Below are 15,044 nucleotides of genomic sequence, written 5' to 3'. Positions count from 1 at the left end.
ACGTTAAAGCGGGTAGGCGGGCGCGTCGCCCTTCAAGGTGAGCCATTGCCACTGAGTGAATTCTTCAATGTTGGCTGGCCCGCCAATGCTGGTGCCATTGCCCGAGGCGCCGACGCCGCCGAACGGATTGATGACTTCATCGTTCACGGTCTGGTCGTTGATGTGCAGCAAGCCGACGCGCAGTTGCTCGCCAAGTTTGAGTGCGCGGCCCACGTCTTTGGACAGCACGGCGGCTGACAGGCCGTAATCGGTGTCATTGGCCAATTCGATGGCCTGCTCGTCGGTGTCGAACGGAATGACCACCGCCACCGGGCCGAAGATTTCTTCGTGGAACACCGGGTTGTCGCGGGTCACGCCGCTGAGCACAGTCGCTTCAAAGAACAGGTCTTGATAATTGCCGCCGACTTCCAGTTTGGCCCCAGCCTGTTGGGCGGCTTGCACCGACTGATAGACATGGTCACGTTGATGCGCGTTGATCAGCGGCCCAAGGTGTACGTGTTCGGTCGCGGGGTTACCCACCGTCAGGGTTTTGGCTTTGGCGACCAGGCGCTGCACAAACTGCTCATAAATACCGCGCTGCACCAGCAAGCGGCCAGTGGCCATGCAAATTTGCCCCTGATGCAAGTAAACGCCCCAGGTGGCGTTGGCCAGGGCCAGATCGATGTCCGCGTCATCCAGCACAATCAGCGAGTTTTTACCGCCCAGTTCCAGCGAGACTTTCTTCAAGTGTTTGCCGGCAGCTTCACCGACTTTGCGCCCGGCGCCGGTAGAACCGGTGAACTGGATCATCGCCACATTCGGGTCGCTGGTCAGGGCCGCGCCCGCTTGTGCGCCGCCTGGCAGTACATGCAGCAAACCCGCGGGCAGACCCGCCAATTCAAAGATCCGGGCAATCACAAAACCGCCACACACCGCTGTCCGCGGGTCAGGCTTGAGGACCACGCCATTGCCTGTCGCCAACGCTGGCGCCACGGCGCGAATCGCCAGGTACAGCGGGAAGTTGAAGGGCGAGATCACCCCGATGACCCCCAGCGGGCGACGACGTGCCAGGCTCAGGCGGCCGTGGGTGGAGGGCAGCACTTCGCCCTGACTGCGCGAGGGCAGGCCTGCGCTTTCATGCAGCGCCTTGATACTGACCCTGGCTTCCGCTGTGGCCTTGGCACGTGTCGAGCCACTTTCGCGCACCAGCCATTCAACGATGCTCTCAACATGTTGCTCGGCAATCTGTGCGGCTTTGCGCAACACCTCGGCGCGCTCATCGTAGGGTTTGGCAAACCAGTCGCGTTGTGCGGCGCTGGCGGCCTTGGCTGAAGCCGTCACAGTGGCCGCGTCGGCGTTGCCCACGGCGCCAAGGCGTTCGCCGGTCGCGGGCTCGATCACATCGGTGGCCGGCAGCGGGCCAGACACCCAAGCGCCGGTGAACAGGTGGGTGTTCCAGCGTTCGAGAGGCAGAAAATCGGCAGTAGATATTGTTGCAGGCATGGTGGAACTTCCTGGGGAAATGTCCGGCTGGAGTGTGCAAGCCTGTCTATGCAGAGGGGCAAACCCCATGAACATGCAGGCACTCTGATGATTTTTTAGCTGATACAGAGTAGGACGCGACGAGCAGGACAACAAAGGCAGTTGATCGGTAATCGCACAGATTTGAAGATTTAGCGGCGTCCGCAAATAGTGTTCGATTATCGGGCACCGTCCATCTGCCCAATTGATATGCCGCAAGGCAGGTGGGTACTCTGGCTGACGTGACACCCACAATAATTAAAAAAGCTTGAGACCCTGCCGATGGATAGCCGCCTGTTGAGTGAGCGCAGTAGCGTGTTTCGGCACGCCGATCCACATGCCGTCTCCGATTATGTGAACCTGCATGTCGGGCAACACTGTATCGGCCTGTCGCGGACCACTCGACCGCAGGCCAGCCTCAATCACCGCAAGTTCGCCGAGCTTGATCTGTGTCGCATCAGCTACGGAGGCAGCGTGCGCGTGACCTCGCCAGCGCTGGAAAACATCTTTCACCTGCAAGTGCTGCTGCGTGGCAATTGCCTGTGGCGCGGACCTACGCGCGAACACCATCTGGTGCCGGGCGAGCTGCTGCTGATCAACCCGGATGACCCGGTCGACCTGACGTATTCCGAAGATTGCGAAAAATTCATCCTCAAACTGCCGATCAGCGTGCTTGAGTCGGTGTGCGATGAGCAACGCTGGAAACGCCCGGCCAGTGGCGTGCGTTTTTTGCGCAATCACTATCAACTGGACGAGCTGGAAGGGTTTCTCGGCTTGCTCGGGATGGTCTGCCAGGAGTCAGAAGCCAGTGAGCCGTTGCTGCGGGTGCAGGAGCACTACACGCAGATCGTCGGCAGCAAATTGCTGACGCTGATGCACACCAATATCAGCCGCGAAAACCTGGCCGCGGGGGGTGCCAACCTTGAACGCATCCTCGATTACATCGAGCGCAACCTGAAACAGGAATTGAGTGCCGAGCACTTGTCGACGCAGGCCTGCATGAGCCAGCGTTCGTTGTACGTGCTGTTCGAGCGCGAATTGGGTGTGACGCCATTGCAGCACATTCGCCAGCGCAAATTGGCGCGCATCCACGCTTGTCTGAGCGACCCGAGTTGCACCGTGCGCAGCCTGACCGAGCTGGCACTGGATTACGGCTTTTTGCATTTGGGCCGGTTCTCTGACAGCTATCGCCAGCAATATGGCGAACTCCCTTCCAGCACCCTCAAGCGCCGACACTAAACCCGCACAGCCTTTAGACATGGGGCGCACTTCAGAAACCTGTGGGAGCGGGCTTGCCCGCGAAGGTATCGACGCGATTTGACAGAAAAACCGCATCGCTTGTATCGCTGGCAAGCCAGGCTCCCACAGGTTTCGCAGCAGCCGTTGCCGCAGCAATGGGTGATTGCAGTAATCGGATAGCGATCTGCAGCAAACGGATAGTGCCCCGCCCCTCGATTCCCTACCTTGACCTGGCCTGAATAATAACAACGGAGGCCCTGGCCATGTCCCTGGGAATCGACTACTTGAATGCCATGCTTGAGGAAGACAAGGAGCAGGGCGTCCACCGCTGCAAGCGGGAGATGTTCACTGATCCACGGCTTTTTGAACTGGAAATGACGCATATTTTCGAGGGCAACTGGATTTATCTCGCTCACGAAAGCCAACTTCCCAATGTGAATGATTTTCTGACCACCACCATGGGCCGCCAGCCGATTTTTATCGCGCGTAACAAGGCCGGTGAGTTGAATGCATTCCTGAATGCTTGCAGCCATCGTGGCGCCATGCTGTGCCGTCACAAAACCGGCAACCGTGCCAGCTACACCTGCCCGTTCCACGGCTGGACTTTCAATAACAGCGGCAAATTGCTAAAGGTCAAGGACCCGAGCGAAGCCGGTTATCCCGCGGGCTTTAACTGCGAAGGGTCCCACGATCTGACCAAGGTCGCGCGTTTCGAGTCCTATCGCGGCTTTCTGTTTGGCAGCCTCAACCCCGACGTCAGCACGCTGGCCGAGCACTTGGGGGAGTCAGCCAAAATCATCGACATGATCGTCGACCAGTCCGCCGATGGCCTGGAAGTATTACGCGGCTCCAGCTCGTACATCTACGAAGGCAACTGGAAACTCACCGCCGAAAACGGCGCCGACGGTTATCACGTGAGCTCCGTGCACTGGAACTACGCCGCCACCCAGAACCAGCGCACCCTGCGCGAGGCCGGTGGTGAAATCAAAACCATGAGCGCCGGTAGCTGGGCCAAAAGTGGCGGCGGTTTCTACTCGTTCGACAATGGTCACTTGCTGCTCTGGACCCGCTGGGCCAACCCGCAAGACCGTCCGGCCTATGAGCGCCGCGATGAACTGGCCCGCGATTTCGGCCAGGCCCGGGCCGACTGGATGATCGAGAATTCGCGCAACCTGTGCCTGTACCCGAACGTGTACCTGATGGACCAGTTCAGTTCGCAAATCCGCATCGCCCGACCGATCTCGGTCAATAAAACCGAAATCACCATTTACTGCATCGCCCCAAAAGGTGAGAGCCGCGAGGCGCGCACCCAGCGGATTCGTCAGTACGAAGACTTCTTCAATGTCAGCGGCATGGCCACCCCGGATGATCTTGAAGAGTTTCGCTCCTGCCAGACCGGCTATGGCGCCGGGCGCGGCTGGAATGACATGTCGCGCGGGGCAACGCACTGGGTTGAGGGCGCCGATGCGGCGGCCAAAGAAATCGACCTCACACCGCTGCTGTCCGGGGTGCGTACCGAAGACGAAGGGTTGTTCGTGCTGCAACACAAATACTGGCAGGAGACCCTGCTCAAGGCTGTCGCCAGCGAGCCGACGCTGATTCCAGTGGAGGCCGTGTGATGAGCACTACCTACGACACCGTGCGTGATTTTCTGTACCGCGAAGCGCGCTACCTGGATGACTCGCAATGGGACCTGTGGCTGGAGCTGTACGCCGCCGACGCCAGTTTCTGGATGCCCTCCTGGGATGACAGTGACGCGCTGACCGAGGACCCGCACAGCGAAATTTCGCTGATCTGGTACGGCAACCGTGGCGGCCTCGAAGACCGTGTGTTCCGGATTAAAACCGAGCGTTCCAGCGCGACTCTGCCGGACACCCGCACCTCGCACAATCTGAGCAACATCGAGATCGTCGAAGAGCGCGACGGGCAATGCCGGGTGCGTTTCAACTGGCACACCCTGAGCTTTCGCTACAAGACCACCGACAGCTACTTCGGTACCAGCTTCTACACCCTTGACCTGCGCGGCTCACAGCCGTTGATCACGGCCAAGAAAGTGGTGCTCAAGAACGACTACGTGCGTCAGGTCATCGACATCTACCACATCTGATTAACCGGGTGCCGAGTGGCAGCGGGTGCCTGTGGGCGCCTTCGGCCCGGCACTGTGCGGGAGACATACCATGAGCTTTCAGATTGCGCTCAACTTTGAAGACGGGGTCACCCGTTTTATCGAGGCCAACGGCCAGGAAACCGTCGCCGACGCGGCGTATCGCCAGGGCATCAATATTCCGCTGGACTGCCGCGATGGCGCCTGCGGCACCTGCAAATGCTTCGCTGAAGCGGGTCGTTACGACCTGGGCGATGAGTTTATCGAAGACGCCTTGAGCACTGAGGAAGTCCAGCAGGGCTACGTGCTGACATGCCAGATGCGCGCCGAAAGTGACTGCGTGCTGCGGGTGCCAGCCTCTTCGACGGTCTGCAAGACCCAGCAGTCCAGTTTCGAGGCCGTGATCAGCAACCTGCGCCAACTGTCCGAGAGCACCATCGCGTTATCGATCAAGGGCGACTCGCTCAGCCGCCTGGCGTTTCTGCCGGGCCAGTACGTCAACCTGCAGGTGCCCGGCAGCGCGCAAACACGCGCGTATTCCTTCAGCACCCTGCAAAAGGACGGCGAGGTCAGCTTTTTGATTCGCAACGTGCCGGGCGGGCTGATGAGCAGCTTTTTAACCGGCCTGGCCAAGGCCGGTGACAGCATGACCTTGGCCGGGCCGCTGGGCAGTTTTTACCTGCGCCAGATCCAGCGCCCGTTGCTGTTGCTGGCAGGCGGAACAGGGTTGGCACCGTTTACCGCAATGCTCGAAAAAATCGCCGAGCAGGGCAGCCCGCACCCGGTGCACCTGATCTACGGCGTGACCAACGATTTTGATCTGGTCGAGCTGGACCGCCTGCAAGCCCTGAGCGAACTGATCCCCACGTTCAGCTTCAGCGCTTGCGTGGCCAACCCGCAAAGCCTGCACCCACTCAAGGGGTACGTGACCCAGCACATCGAGCCGCGCCATTTGAACCAGGGCGATGTCGACGTGTACCTGTGCGGCCCGCCGCCGATGGTCGAGGCGGTCAGTCAGTACATCCGCGAGCAGGGCATTACCCCGGTCAATTTCTATTACGAGAAGTTCGCAGCCGCTGCGGCGTGATCTTTTTAAATCGAGGTAGCCATGAACAACCGATTCGACAACAAAGTCGCGCTGGTGACAGGCGCTGCGCAAGGAATAGGCCGCCGTGTGTGCGAACGTCTGCTGGCCGAGGGTGCGCAGGTGATCGCGGTCGATCGCTCCGAGCTGGTTCACGAACTGCAAGGCCCTGGTGTGCTGACGTTGACCGCCGATCTTGAACAGTACCCGGACTGCGCACGGGTGATGGCACAGGGCGTACAGGCCTTTGGCCGTCTGGACGTGTTGGTCAACAACGTCGGCGGCACGATCTGGGCCAAACCATTTGAGCACTATCAAGTGGACGAGATCGAAGCAGAAGTCCGGCGCTCGCTGTTTCCGACGCTGTGGTGTTGCCACGCAGCATTGCCGTACATGCTCAAACAGGGCAGCGGAGCGATTGTGAATATTTCTTCAATCGCTACCCGAAGTGTCAACCGCGTACCTTACGGGGCTGCCAAAGGTGGGGTGAATGCCTTGACCGCCTGCCTCGCCTTCGAAAATGCCGAGCGCGGTATTCGGGTTAACGCCACCGCACCGGGAGGCACCGAAGCGCCGCCACGGCGCATCCCGCGTAACGCTGGCGAACAGAGTTCGGAAGAAAAAACCTGGTATCAGCAAATCGTCGATCAGACCCTCGACAGCAGCCTGCTGAAACGCTACGCGAGCGTTGACGAACAGGTCGGCGCGATCCTGTTTCTGGCCAGTGACGAGGCGTCCTATATCACCGGCGTGACATTGCCGGTGGGTGGCGGCGACCTCGGCTGATACCTATTCATCTGACTGGAGAACCTGAATGAGCCAAGCCCTGATTGAAAGCCTGACGACGATCATCGTCGACCTGCCGACCATTCGCCCGCACAAGCTGGCGATGCACACGATGCAAAAACAAACCCTGGTTATCGTGCGCCTGCGCTGCAGTGATGGCATTGAAGGCATCGGCGAAGCCACCACCATTGGCGGCCTGGCCTATGGATATGAGAGCCCTGAAAGCATCAAGGCCAATATCGACGCGCACCTGGCCCCGGTGCTGGTGGGTCTGGCCGCTGGCAACCTCAACGCGGCCATGCAGACCCTGGACAAAACAGCTAAGGGCAACACCTTCGCCAAGTCCGGAATCGAAAGCGCGCTGCTCGATGCACACGGTAAACGCCTGGGCTTGCCGGTCAGCGAATTGCTGGGTGGGCGGGTGCGCGACAGCCTGGAAGTGGCCTGGACGCTGGCCAGTGGCGACACCGCCCGCGACATTGCCGAAGCCGAGCAGATGCTTGATGCGCGGCGCCACCGGATCTTTAAGTTGAAGATTGGTGCCAACCCGCTGGAGCACGATCTCAAGCATGTGATCGCGATCAAAAAAGCCCTTGGTGAACGCGCGAGTGTGCGCGTCGACGTTAATCAGTATTGGGACGAGTCCCAGGCGATTCGTGGTTGCCAGGTGTTGGGTGACAACGGCATTGACCTGATCGAACAGCCGATTTCGCGGGTCAATCGTTCGGGGCAGGTGCGCCTCAACCTGCGCAGCCCGGCGCCGATCATGGCGGATGAATCGATTGAGAGTGTCGAGGATGCCTTCAGCCTGGCGGCCGAGGGTGCGGCCAGTGTGTTTGCACTCAAGATCGCCAAAAACGGCGGCCCGCGCGCCGTGCTGCGAACGGCGCACATCGCCGAAGCGGCGGGTATCGCGCTGTATGGCGGGACCATGCTCGAAGGCTCGGTCGGCACCCTGGCGTCGGCCCACGCGTTTCTCACGCTCAAGCAACTGACCTGGGGCACCGAGCTGTTCGGGCCATTGCTGTTGACCGACGACATCGTCATCGACGCCCCGGTGTACCGCGATTTTGAACTGCACATCCCGCGCACGCCGGGCCTTGGCCTGGCGCTGGACGAAGAGCGCCTGGCGCATTTTCGCCGCCCTGTGTGAGCCAGTTCCCACAGTAGGGCGCGTTTATAAAATTGTGAATGGCTCTTTAAGGAGAACCCCATGCTCTTCCACGTAAAAATGACCGTGAACCTGCCACACGACATGGACCCAGCCAAGGCCGCCCAGCTCAAGGCTGACGAGAAAGAACTGGCCCAGCGACTGCAACGCGAAGGCCAGTGGCGCCACCTGTGGCGCATTGCCGGGTACTACGCCAATTACAGCGTGTTCGACGTGGCCAGCGTCGAAGCCCTGCATGACCTGCTGCTGCAACTGCCGCTGTTCTCGTACATGCACATCGAAATTGACGGTCTGTGCCGCCACCCGTCTTCGATCCATGCCGACGACCGTTGAAGTCTGTTTGACCCTGATAAATCCGTTGCATAAAAACAATATGAGGTGAGCAACATGACCGTGAAGATCTCTCACACCGACGCGATTCAGACCTTCTTCAAAGAAGCCGCGGGCTTCGGTAACGATAATGGCAACCCGCGCCTGAAAAGCATCCTCCTGCGAGTGTTGCAAGACAGCGCCAGACTGATAGAAGACCTCGACATCAGCGAAGACGAGTTCTGGAAGGCGGTGGACTACCTCAATCGGCTGGGCGGGCGCTCGGAAGCTGGTTTGCTGGTGGCGGGGCTGGGCATCGAGCACTTCCTGGACCTGCTGCAAGACGTCAAAGACGAGCAGGTCGGGTTGACCGGCGGCACGCCACGGACCATTGAAGGCCCGCTGTATGTGGCCGGCGCGCCGATTTCTGAAGGGGAGGCGCGCATGGATGACGGCAGCGAAGACGGCGTCGGCACCGTGCTGTTTCTGGAAGGCCAGGTATTCGATGCCCACGGCAATCCGGTGCCTGGCGCCACGGTCGACTTGTGGCAGGCCAACACCAAAGGCACGTACTCGTTTTTTGATCAGAGCCAGTCGCAGTACAACCTGCGTCGCCGGATCATCACCGACGCCGACGGTCGCTACCGGGCTCGCAGTATCGTGCCATCCGGCTACGGCTGCGACCCGCAGGGCCCGACTCAGGAATGCCTAGACCAGCTCGGTCGCCATGGTCAACGCCCGGCGCACGTGCACTTCTTTATCTCGGCCCCCGGCCAGCGGCACCTGACTACCCAGATCAACCTTTCAGGTGAGAAATACCTGTGGGACGACTTCGCCTATGCCACCCGTGACGGGCTGGTGGGCGAGGTGGTGTTCCGTGAGGACGGCGCCCGTGGTGTGCCGGGTCGATATGCCGAAATGAGCTTCAACTTCCAGTTGCAGCAGGCGACAGACCCTGCCGCCGAACAGCGCAGCCATCGTCCACGGGCGCTGCAGGGCTAGGTAGCGGCAACACGGTGTTAACCCTTGAGCACGGCTTTAAGCAGTGGGTCGTTTAAATACGCCACGTTGAGCCGGGTCCAAGGGTTGATGCGCGATTGCTCGGGCGAAAAAATATGCCCCGGCGCGATCATGAAGCCTTTGGGCAATAACTGACGGGTCAACGCTTTGGCATCGTCGATATGCGCAAAACGTGCCCACAGATACAGGCTCTGTTCCGGGCGACAAAAGACCTCGGCGCCGATCTCGTCGAGCACCTGCAAACCGGTCGCGGTGGCGACTTTGAGGCGCTCTTGCAGGCGGATCAAATGGCGCAGGAAATGCCCCTCCATCAGAATCACATCCACCGTTCGCTCACAGAACTCGGATGAGCTGGTGTGCAGCAGCATCTTCAAATCCCCCAATTCATCGATGACATCCTTGCTGCCCGCAATAAAACCGACCCGCAATGCCGCAGACACTGATTTCGAAAAACTGCCCACATACAGTGAACGTTGCAGTTGATCGAGCGCCGAGACCTTGATCGCCGAGGCGGGTTTAAAGTCGGCCAGGGCGTCGTCATCGACCAGAATAAAGTTATGCCTCTGCGCCAACTGCACCAGCCGATGGGCCTTGCCGGGAGAAATGTCGGAGCCGGTCGGGTTATGGCCCACAGACTGGATAAAGAACAATTTTGGTTTGTGGACCTGCAGGTGCTGTTCCAGCACGTCCATGTCGGGCCCATCCGCCAGGCGCGGCACACACAGCATCTGTGCGCCTTGCAATTGCAGTTTGCCGAACAGCGGGTAGTAACCGGGGTCTTCAACCAGCACCGCATCGCCATGGGCAATAAAGCGTCGAATGATCAGGTCCAGTGCGTGGTTAGCGCCGTGGGTGGTGACGATTTGCCGAGGGCTGGCGGTGATCGAATAGCTCGCCAGTTTTTGCACCAGGTGCTGGCGCAGACTGGCATTGCCCAGTCGGTTGCCGTAGCGAAACAGCGTGTTGACTCCGGTGCGCATGATCTGTCGGGTGAACTTGTCGAGGCGCAAGTCCATCAGCCATTCCACTGGCGGGAAACCTTCGCCGAGCGGCGAATGCCCCGGTTCGCGAACGAACTGCTGGCGCATCAGCCAAATGGTGTCCATGGCCCGCGCATAGGGCAGGGGTTCATCCGGCTCGCTGTGGCTGGGAGCGCCCTGGCGCACGAAAAAGCCCTGCCCGTGGCGTGCTTCAACCAGCCCTTGGGACGCCAGTGCTTCGTACGCGTTGATGACCGTATTTTTGGAATGGCCAAACAGGCGCATGCACTCGCGCAGCGACGGCAAACGATCACCAACCCGATAGGTGCCGTTACCGATCTGTTCGACCAGAGACGCAGTCAGTTGCTGAGCGAGGGTCAGGCGCGCCATGGTCTGGAATCCTGAAGAAATTGAATGAGGGTACAGATTGGGTACTGTTTGTGCGAACTGTACCTTTTATGCGGGCACAGAGCGATTTAGGGTGGCGCCACAGACAACAATAATGACCACAGGATTTCGCCATGAGTATTGATTCGCGCCTTCCCATGTTTCGCAGCATGGCGCCTGCCGAGCGTCTGGGGCATTTGCAGGACCTGCTCGAACTGTCTGCCGATGACATCAGCCTGCTGGCCAATCCGGGCGCACTGGCGCTGGAAATTGCTGACGGCATGATCGAGAACGTGATTGGCACCTTCGAATTGCCATACGCAGTGGCCAGCAACTTCCAGATCAATGGCCGCGATGTGATCGTGCCGATGGTGGTTGAAGAACCTTCGGTGGTCGCGGCTGCGTCTTTTATGGCCAAACTGGCGCGCGAGGCGGGTGGTTTCCAGACCTCAAGCTCGCTGCCTCTGATGCGCGCCCAGGTGCAGATCGTAGACGTCGAAGACCCTTTCAACGCCCGTTTGAGCCTGCTGCGCCGCAAAGACGAAATCATCGAGTTGGCCAACCGCAAGGACCAACTCCTCAATTCACTGGGCGGTGGTTGCCGGGATATTGAAGTTCACACCTTTGCCCAAAGCCCGCGCGGACCCATGCTGGTGGCGCACCTGATCGTCGACGTGCGTGATGCCATGGGCGCCAACACCGTGAACACCATGGCCGAAGCGGTTGCGCCACTGATGGAAGAAATTACGGGGGGTAAAGTCCGTCTGCGCATTCTCTCCAACCTCGCGGACCTGCGCCTGGCCCGCGCGCAAATCCGCATTGCGCCCGAATTGCTGACCACCCCCACGTTTCAGGGCGAGGAGGTGATTGAAGGCATTCTCGATGCCTACAACTTTGCCGTGGTCGACCCGTACCGCGCCGCCACCCACAACAAAGGCATCATGAATGGCATCGACCCGCTGATCGTCGCCACCGGCAACGACTGGCGCGCCGTCGAGGCGGGCGCCCATGCCTATGCGTGCCGCAATGGCCATTACGGCTCGCTGACCACTTGGGAGAAGGATGGCAAGGGCAATCTGGTGGGGACGTTGGAAATGCCGATGCCGGTTGGGTTGGTCGGCGGCGCCACCAAGACCCACCCGTTGGCTCAACTGTCGCTGCGCATTCTGGGGGTCAAGACGGCTCAGGAACTGGCCGAAATTGCCGTGGCGGTCGGCCTGGCGCAAAACCTCGGCGCGCTGCGGGCGCTGTCCACCGAAGGTATCCAGCGTGGGCACATGGCCTTGCATGCGCGCAATATCGCGTTGTCGGCAGGCGCTCGGGGTGAAGAACTCAATTGGCTGGTCAAGCAGATGGTCGAAGCCCACGATGTGCGCGCGGATCACGCCGCGGCGTTGCTCAAACAAAAGCGTGGTCAGTAGCACGGCCCTGTCGGAGCGAGCAAACGCGCGCCCACAGAGAAAGCTGCATCTCTTCACGTTCATAACAATAAAAAGCAGTGGGAGAATTCTTTGAAACCTGAACTCTATGAAGTCTGGGGCGACACCGTGGATGCGCGTCATCTGCTTTACGCCATTGTGATTGGAGCCATCGTCAGCCTCAGTGCCTTTTTTACGGCGCAGCACTTCTTGCTGGAGTGGGTGGCCTCGGCGCAGATGGCACGCGCCTATGCCATGTTGATCGGCATTGTCGGCTGCCTGGTGGGCGGCACCATCAGCGCAACCCTGTTCAAACCCAAGCGCCATGTGGTCGAGCACGAGGCCGATCCGGCGTGGCGTAGTCAGGTGCTGAGTGATTTGCAAAATGAATTCGGTGATCTCGGGCGGCTCGCTGACTTGCCTCCAGAAACCATCAAAGAGCTTCGGGACATGGACCTCTACGACCTGTTCGTCGAATACGAGCAAGGTTTAGTCGATGCCAAACAAGACCTGGCCACTGCCAGTCCGCATTCGACACCCGGCCTCATGGCCAATGGAGGTCGGTCATGATTGCTTCCTTGCTGGATCAGGTGCTGATTGCGCTGGGCATGGGCATTCTGGGGGCGGTGATCTTCGCGGCCATTGGGCTGATCTCCGGCAGTGACGAAACCACGACCCTGGCCCCGCTGACCTTGCTGGTGGTTTTGCTGGGTGTGCCTGCGCCCGGCGTGCTGACGTTTTTCCTGGCGGGCGCCGTGGCCAAACACATGACTCACGCGGTGCCCACGGCCTTACTGGGTATTCCCGGCGACACGATGGCCACGCCGCTGATGCGCGAAGCCAACTTTTTGCGCAACCTGGGGGTGCCTCACATTGCCTTGCGCAAGATGATCTCCGGGGCCGTGATTGCCGCGCTGATTGCAGTGCCCATGGCGGTATTGTTTGCCGTCATGCTGGCGCCGTTCGGCGACACCATTAAACGCACGGCCCCCTGGATTTTTCTGGCAGCGGCCATTGCTATTGCCTGGTTCTCCAAAGGGCGTCTGGCTGCTGTGCTGGCATTGATCCCCTTTGTGCTGATCATCCTGGGCCTGCAAACCCTGACCGGGCAATACGGGGTCAAACTCAGCGTCAGTTACTTTTTGGGCATCGCCATCGGGCCGTTGATTGCGGCGTTGTTTGCCATGCTGGCACCGGCCGAACGCGAAAAAATGCGCCGCCGTGAAGTCCGGACGTTTTCGTTGTCGCCCGACGTGAAAAACGGCGGTGGTTTCTTCCCTAATCCGCTTAAGGTGCTGGACCGTAAGCAAAGCCTGTGGACCGCCATCACCGCGGTCATATCGAGCGCCACCTTTGTGTTCAGCCCGGTGGCCATGACCGTGATCATGGGCGAACTGGTCGGCTCGCGGGTCAAGCATGTGTACCACCGCCTGACGACGGTGATTACCGCGCGTAACGGCGTGACTGAGTCCACCTACATTGCTGAAGCGCTGATCCCGCTGATTGCCTTTGGCTTGCCACTGAGCCCGGTGGCTGCGGGCCCGGCTGCGCCCTTGTTCAACGCGCCGCCGCGCTTTAGTGTCGATGCCGCATCGGGCGAGGTGCATAACCTGCACTCGTTGCTCAACACCTGGGAGTTCTTGGGCTACGGCATGCTGGCGGTGGTAATTGCCATCTTGATCGCGTACCCCTTCACCATGAATTACGCGTACCGGGCAGCGTCTTACGTGTCGCGCAAAATCAGCCACGAAGCGGTGATCGCGACGTTTGTCGGGCTTATCCTGGTCATCGGTATCTGGGAGGGTGGCTTGCTGGGGTTGTTGGTGATTGTCACTGTCGGGCTGTTGGGCGGTTTTCTCTCACGTTTTCTGGGGTTCAACATCGGCGTGCAATTCATGGGGTACTACACAGCGGTATTGACCGTGCCCGCGTTGGTCGCGCTGTTGGGCGCCTGACCGATTGCCAACCATCACAACATTCATCGGGTATTGAGCATGCACAAGCCACTTTGCTTTTCCCTATGGTTGGCACTGAGCGCTGCGCCGGGTATCGCCCACGCGCAAGCGCCCATTCCGACCCTGAGCTATGCGCCGGGCGGTCCACAGCTGTACGCCATTCCTGCGGCGGAACGAGATTTGCCGACCGTCACCGCGCAGCTTTGGTTAAAAGTATCGGATACCCCGAGGCAGCTGGAAGGCCCCTCGTTTGATCGCGAGGGCAATCTGCTGTTTGTCGACGTCTTTGGCGGTGAGGTTCTCAAGGCTGATCCGCAGGGCAAACTCAGCGTACTGGTGCCTGAAAACACCTTGGGCTCTGCCGGGCTGGCGATTCACAAAGACGGGCGTTTGTTTGTCGCGGGCTTGGGCAACTTCAAGGACACCGGCAATGTCATGGCTTACAACGCTGACGGCTCGGGCCAGCACGTGGTCATCGACGAGAAACAGAAGTACCTGGTCGACGACCTGGTATTCGACAACAGCGGTGGTTTCTACTTCACCGACTTTAAAGGCTCCTCCACCGAACCGACCGGGGGCGTTTACTACCAGCCCGCCGGTGGTAAACCGGTGGTGACGATCTTGCCCAAGCTGGCGATTGCCAATGGCATCGCCTTGTCGCCTGATGGGAAAACCCTGTGGGTGACCGAGTTCGCCACCGGTTTGCTGCACCGCATCGAACTCAAGGATGCGACGACTATTGCGCCGTTTGGCGAAGCGGTGGTTTACCGCTTCAACGGCCCGGCGCCCGACTCGATGCGGGTTGATCAGGACGGCAACCTGTATGTCGCCCTGTACAGCCAGGGGCGGGTACTGGTGCTCAATGCCAACGCGCAACCCATCGGTCAAATCCTGATACCGGGCCGCGAAAACGGGCATTTTTTGCGTTCCACCAGCCTGGCGCTCAAGCCCGGCACCCACGAGGTGTACCTGGTGGCCAGCGACGGTGACCTGGGTGAGGGCAGCGCTATTTTTCGGGTCAAAGGCTTTGCCAATGCGCTGAAGCTGTACTCCCATCAGTAATGGCCCGGCGTTCTGACCTGCCGGTTAGA

14 protein-coding genes are annotated in these 15,044 nt (G+C 59.9%); 12 read left to right on the top strand and 2 right to left on the bottom strand.

The features are described 5' to 3' along the window. Window positions 1-3: 3 nt before the first annotated feature. Window positions 4-1,482: a benzaldehyde dehydrogenase gene (locus RHM56_RS14070; protein WP_322233063.1), complete on the bottom strand. Its 1,479-nt coding sequence runs from the start codon at window positions 1,480-1,482 to the stop codon at window positions 4-6. A gap of 300 nt (window positions 1,483-1,782) precedes the next feature. On the opposite strand from RHM56_RS14070, the gene RHM56_RS14065 reads away from it, so the two are divergent. From RHM56_RS14065 to catA, 8 genes are all read left to right on the top strand, one after another. Continuing rightward, window positions 1,783-2,739 carry an AraC family transcriptional regulator gene (locus tag RHM56_RS14065; RefSeq protein ID WP_322233061.1) on the top strand — a complete coding sequence of 319 codons (957 nt, stop codon included), beginning with the start codon at window positions 1,783-1,785 and terminating at the stop codon, window positions 2,737-2,739. A gap of 263 nt (window positions 2,740-3,002) precedes the next feature. Continuing rightward, the gene (benA, locus tag RHM56_RS14060) at window positions 3,003-4,358 is read left to right on the top strand and encodes a benzoate 1,2-dioxygenase large subunit (protein WP_322233059.1); all 1,356 of its coding nucleotides are present in this window, start codon (window positions 3,003-3,005) and stop codon (window positions 4,356-4,358) included. Beyond that, entirely contained in the window at window positions 4,358-4,846 is a 489-nt protein-coding gene (gene benB / locus RHM56_RS14055) for a benzoate 1,2-dioxygenase small subunit (protein WP_322233057.1), read from the top strand. The genes benA and benB overlap by 1 nt, the downstream gene beginning before the upstream one ends. A 70-nt stretch (window positions 4,847-4,916) precedes the next feature. Further along, a complete protein-coding gene (gene benC / locus RHM56_RS14050) occupies window positions 4,917-5,930 on the top strand; it encodes a benzoate 1,2-dioxygenase electron transfer component BenC (RefSeq protein ID WP_322233055.1) in 1,014 nt (337 codons plus the stop codon). 21 nt (window positions 5,931-5,951) lie between these two features. After that, complete coding sequence (locus RHM56_RS14045; protein WP_322233052.1) at window positions 5,952-6,713, top strand: 1,6-dihydroxycyclohexa-2,4-diene-1-carboxylate dehydrogenase; 762 nt, start codon at window positions 5,952-5,954, stop codon at window positions 6,711-6,713. 28 nt (window positions 6,714-6,741) lie between these two features. Continuing rightward, the gene (locus tag RHM56_RS14040; protein ID WP_322233050.1) at window positions 6,742-7,866 is read left to right on the top strand and encodes a muconate cycloisomerase family protein; all 1,125 of its coding nucleotides are present in this window, start codon (window positions 6,742-6,744) and stop codon (window positions 7,864-7,866) included. Window positions 7,867-7,926: 60 nt separating this feature from the next. Beyond that, a complete protein-coding gene (gene catC / locus RHM56_RS14035; RefSeq protein ID WP_322233048.1) occupies window positions 7,927-8,217 on the top strand; it encodes a muconolactone Delta-isomerase in 291 nt (96 codons plus the stop codon). Window positions 8,218-8,271: 54 nt separating this feature from the next. Further along, on the top strand, window positions 8,272-9,195 hold the full coding sequence (gene catA / locus RHM56_RS14030; RefSeq protein WP_322233046.1) for a catechol 1,2-dioxygenase: 924 nt from the start codon (window positions 8,272-8,274) through the stop codon (window positions 9,193-9,195). A gap of 17 nt (window positions 9,196-9,212) precedes the next feature. On the opposite strand, the gene RHM56_RS14025 is transcribed toward catA, so the two are convergent. Beyond that, the gene (locus tag RHM56_RS14025) at window positions 9,213-10,583 is read right to left on the bottom strand and encodes a PLP-dependent aminotransferase family protein (RefSeq protein WP_322233044.1); all 1,371 of its coding nucleotides are present in this window, start codon (window positions 10,581-10,583) and stop codon (window positions 9,213-9,215) included. 131 nt (window positions 10,584-10,714) lie between these two features. On the opposite strand from RHM56_RS14025, the gene RHM56_RS14020 reads away from it, so the two are divergent. The 4 genes from RHM56_RS14020 (at window position 10,715) to RHM56_RS14005 (ending at window position 15,015) form a co-directional block, all read left to right on the top strand. Then, window positions 10,715-12,001 (top strand): hydroxymethylglutaryl-CoA reductase, degradative, encoded by a 1,287-nt coding sequence (locus RHM56_RS14020; protein WP_322233042.1) that lies wholly within the window; start codon window positions 10,715-10,717, stop codon window positions 11,999-12,001. A gap of 90 nt (window positions 12,002-12,091) precedes the next feature. Further along, window positions 12,092-12,568 (top strand): hypothetical protein, encoded by a 477-nt coding sequence (locus tag RHM56_RS14015; protein ID WP_322233040.1) that lies wholly within the window; start codon window positions 12,092-12,094, stop codon window positions 12,566-12,568. After that, the gene (locus tag RHM56_RS14010) at window positions 12,565-13,953 is read left to right on the top strand and encodes a tripartite tricarboxylate transporter permease (RefSeq protein WP_322233038.1); all 1,389 of its coding nucleotides are present in this window, start codon (window positions 12,565-12,567) and stop codon (window positions 13,951-13,953) included. Before RHM56_RS14015 ends, RHM56_RS14010 begins: the two co-directional genes overlap by 4 nt. A gap of 39 nt (window positions 13,954-13,992) precedes the next feature. Beyond that, complete coding sequence (locus RHM56_RS14005; protein WP_322233036.1) at window positions 13,993-15,015, top strand: SMP-30/gluconolactonase/LRE family protein; 1,023 nt, start codon at window positions 13,993-13,995, stop codon at window positions 15,013-15,015. The last annotated feature ends 29 nt before the right edge of the window (window positions 15,016-15,044 follow it).

Origin of the sequence: Pseudomonas sp. CCC3.1, assembly GCF_034347405.1 — a bacterium.
Lineage (GTDB): Bacteria > Pseudomonadota > Gammaproteobacteria > Pseudomonadales > Pseudomonadaceae > Aquipseudomonas.
This window is presented reverse-complemented; position numbering and strand designations above follow the sequence as displayed.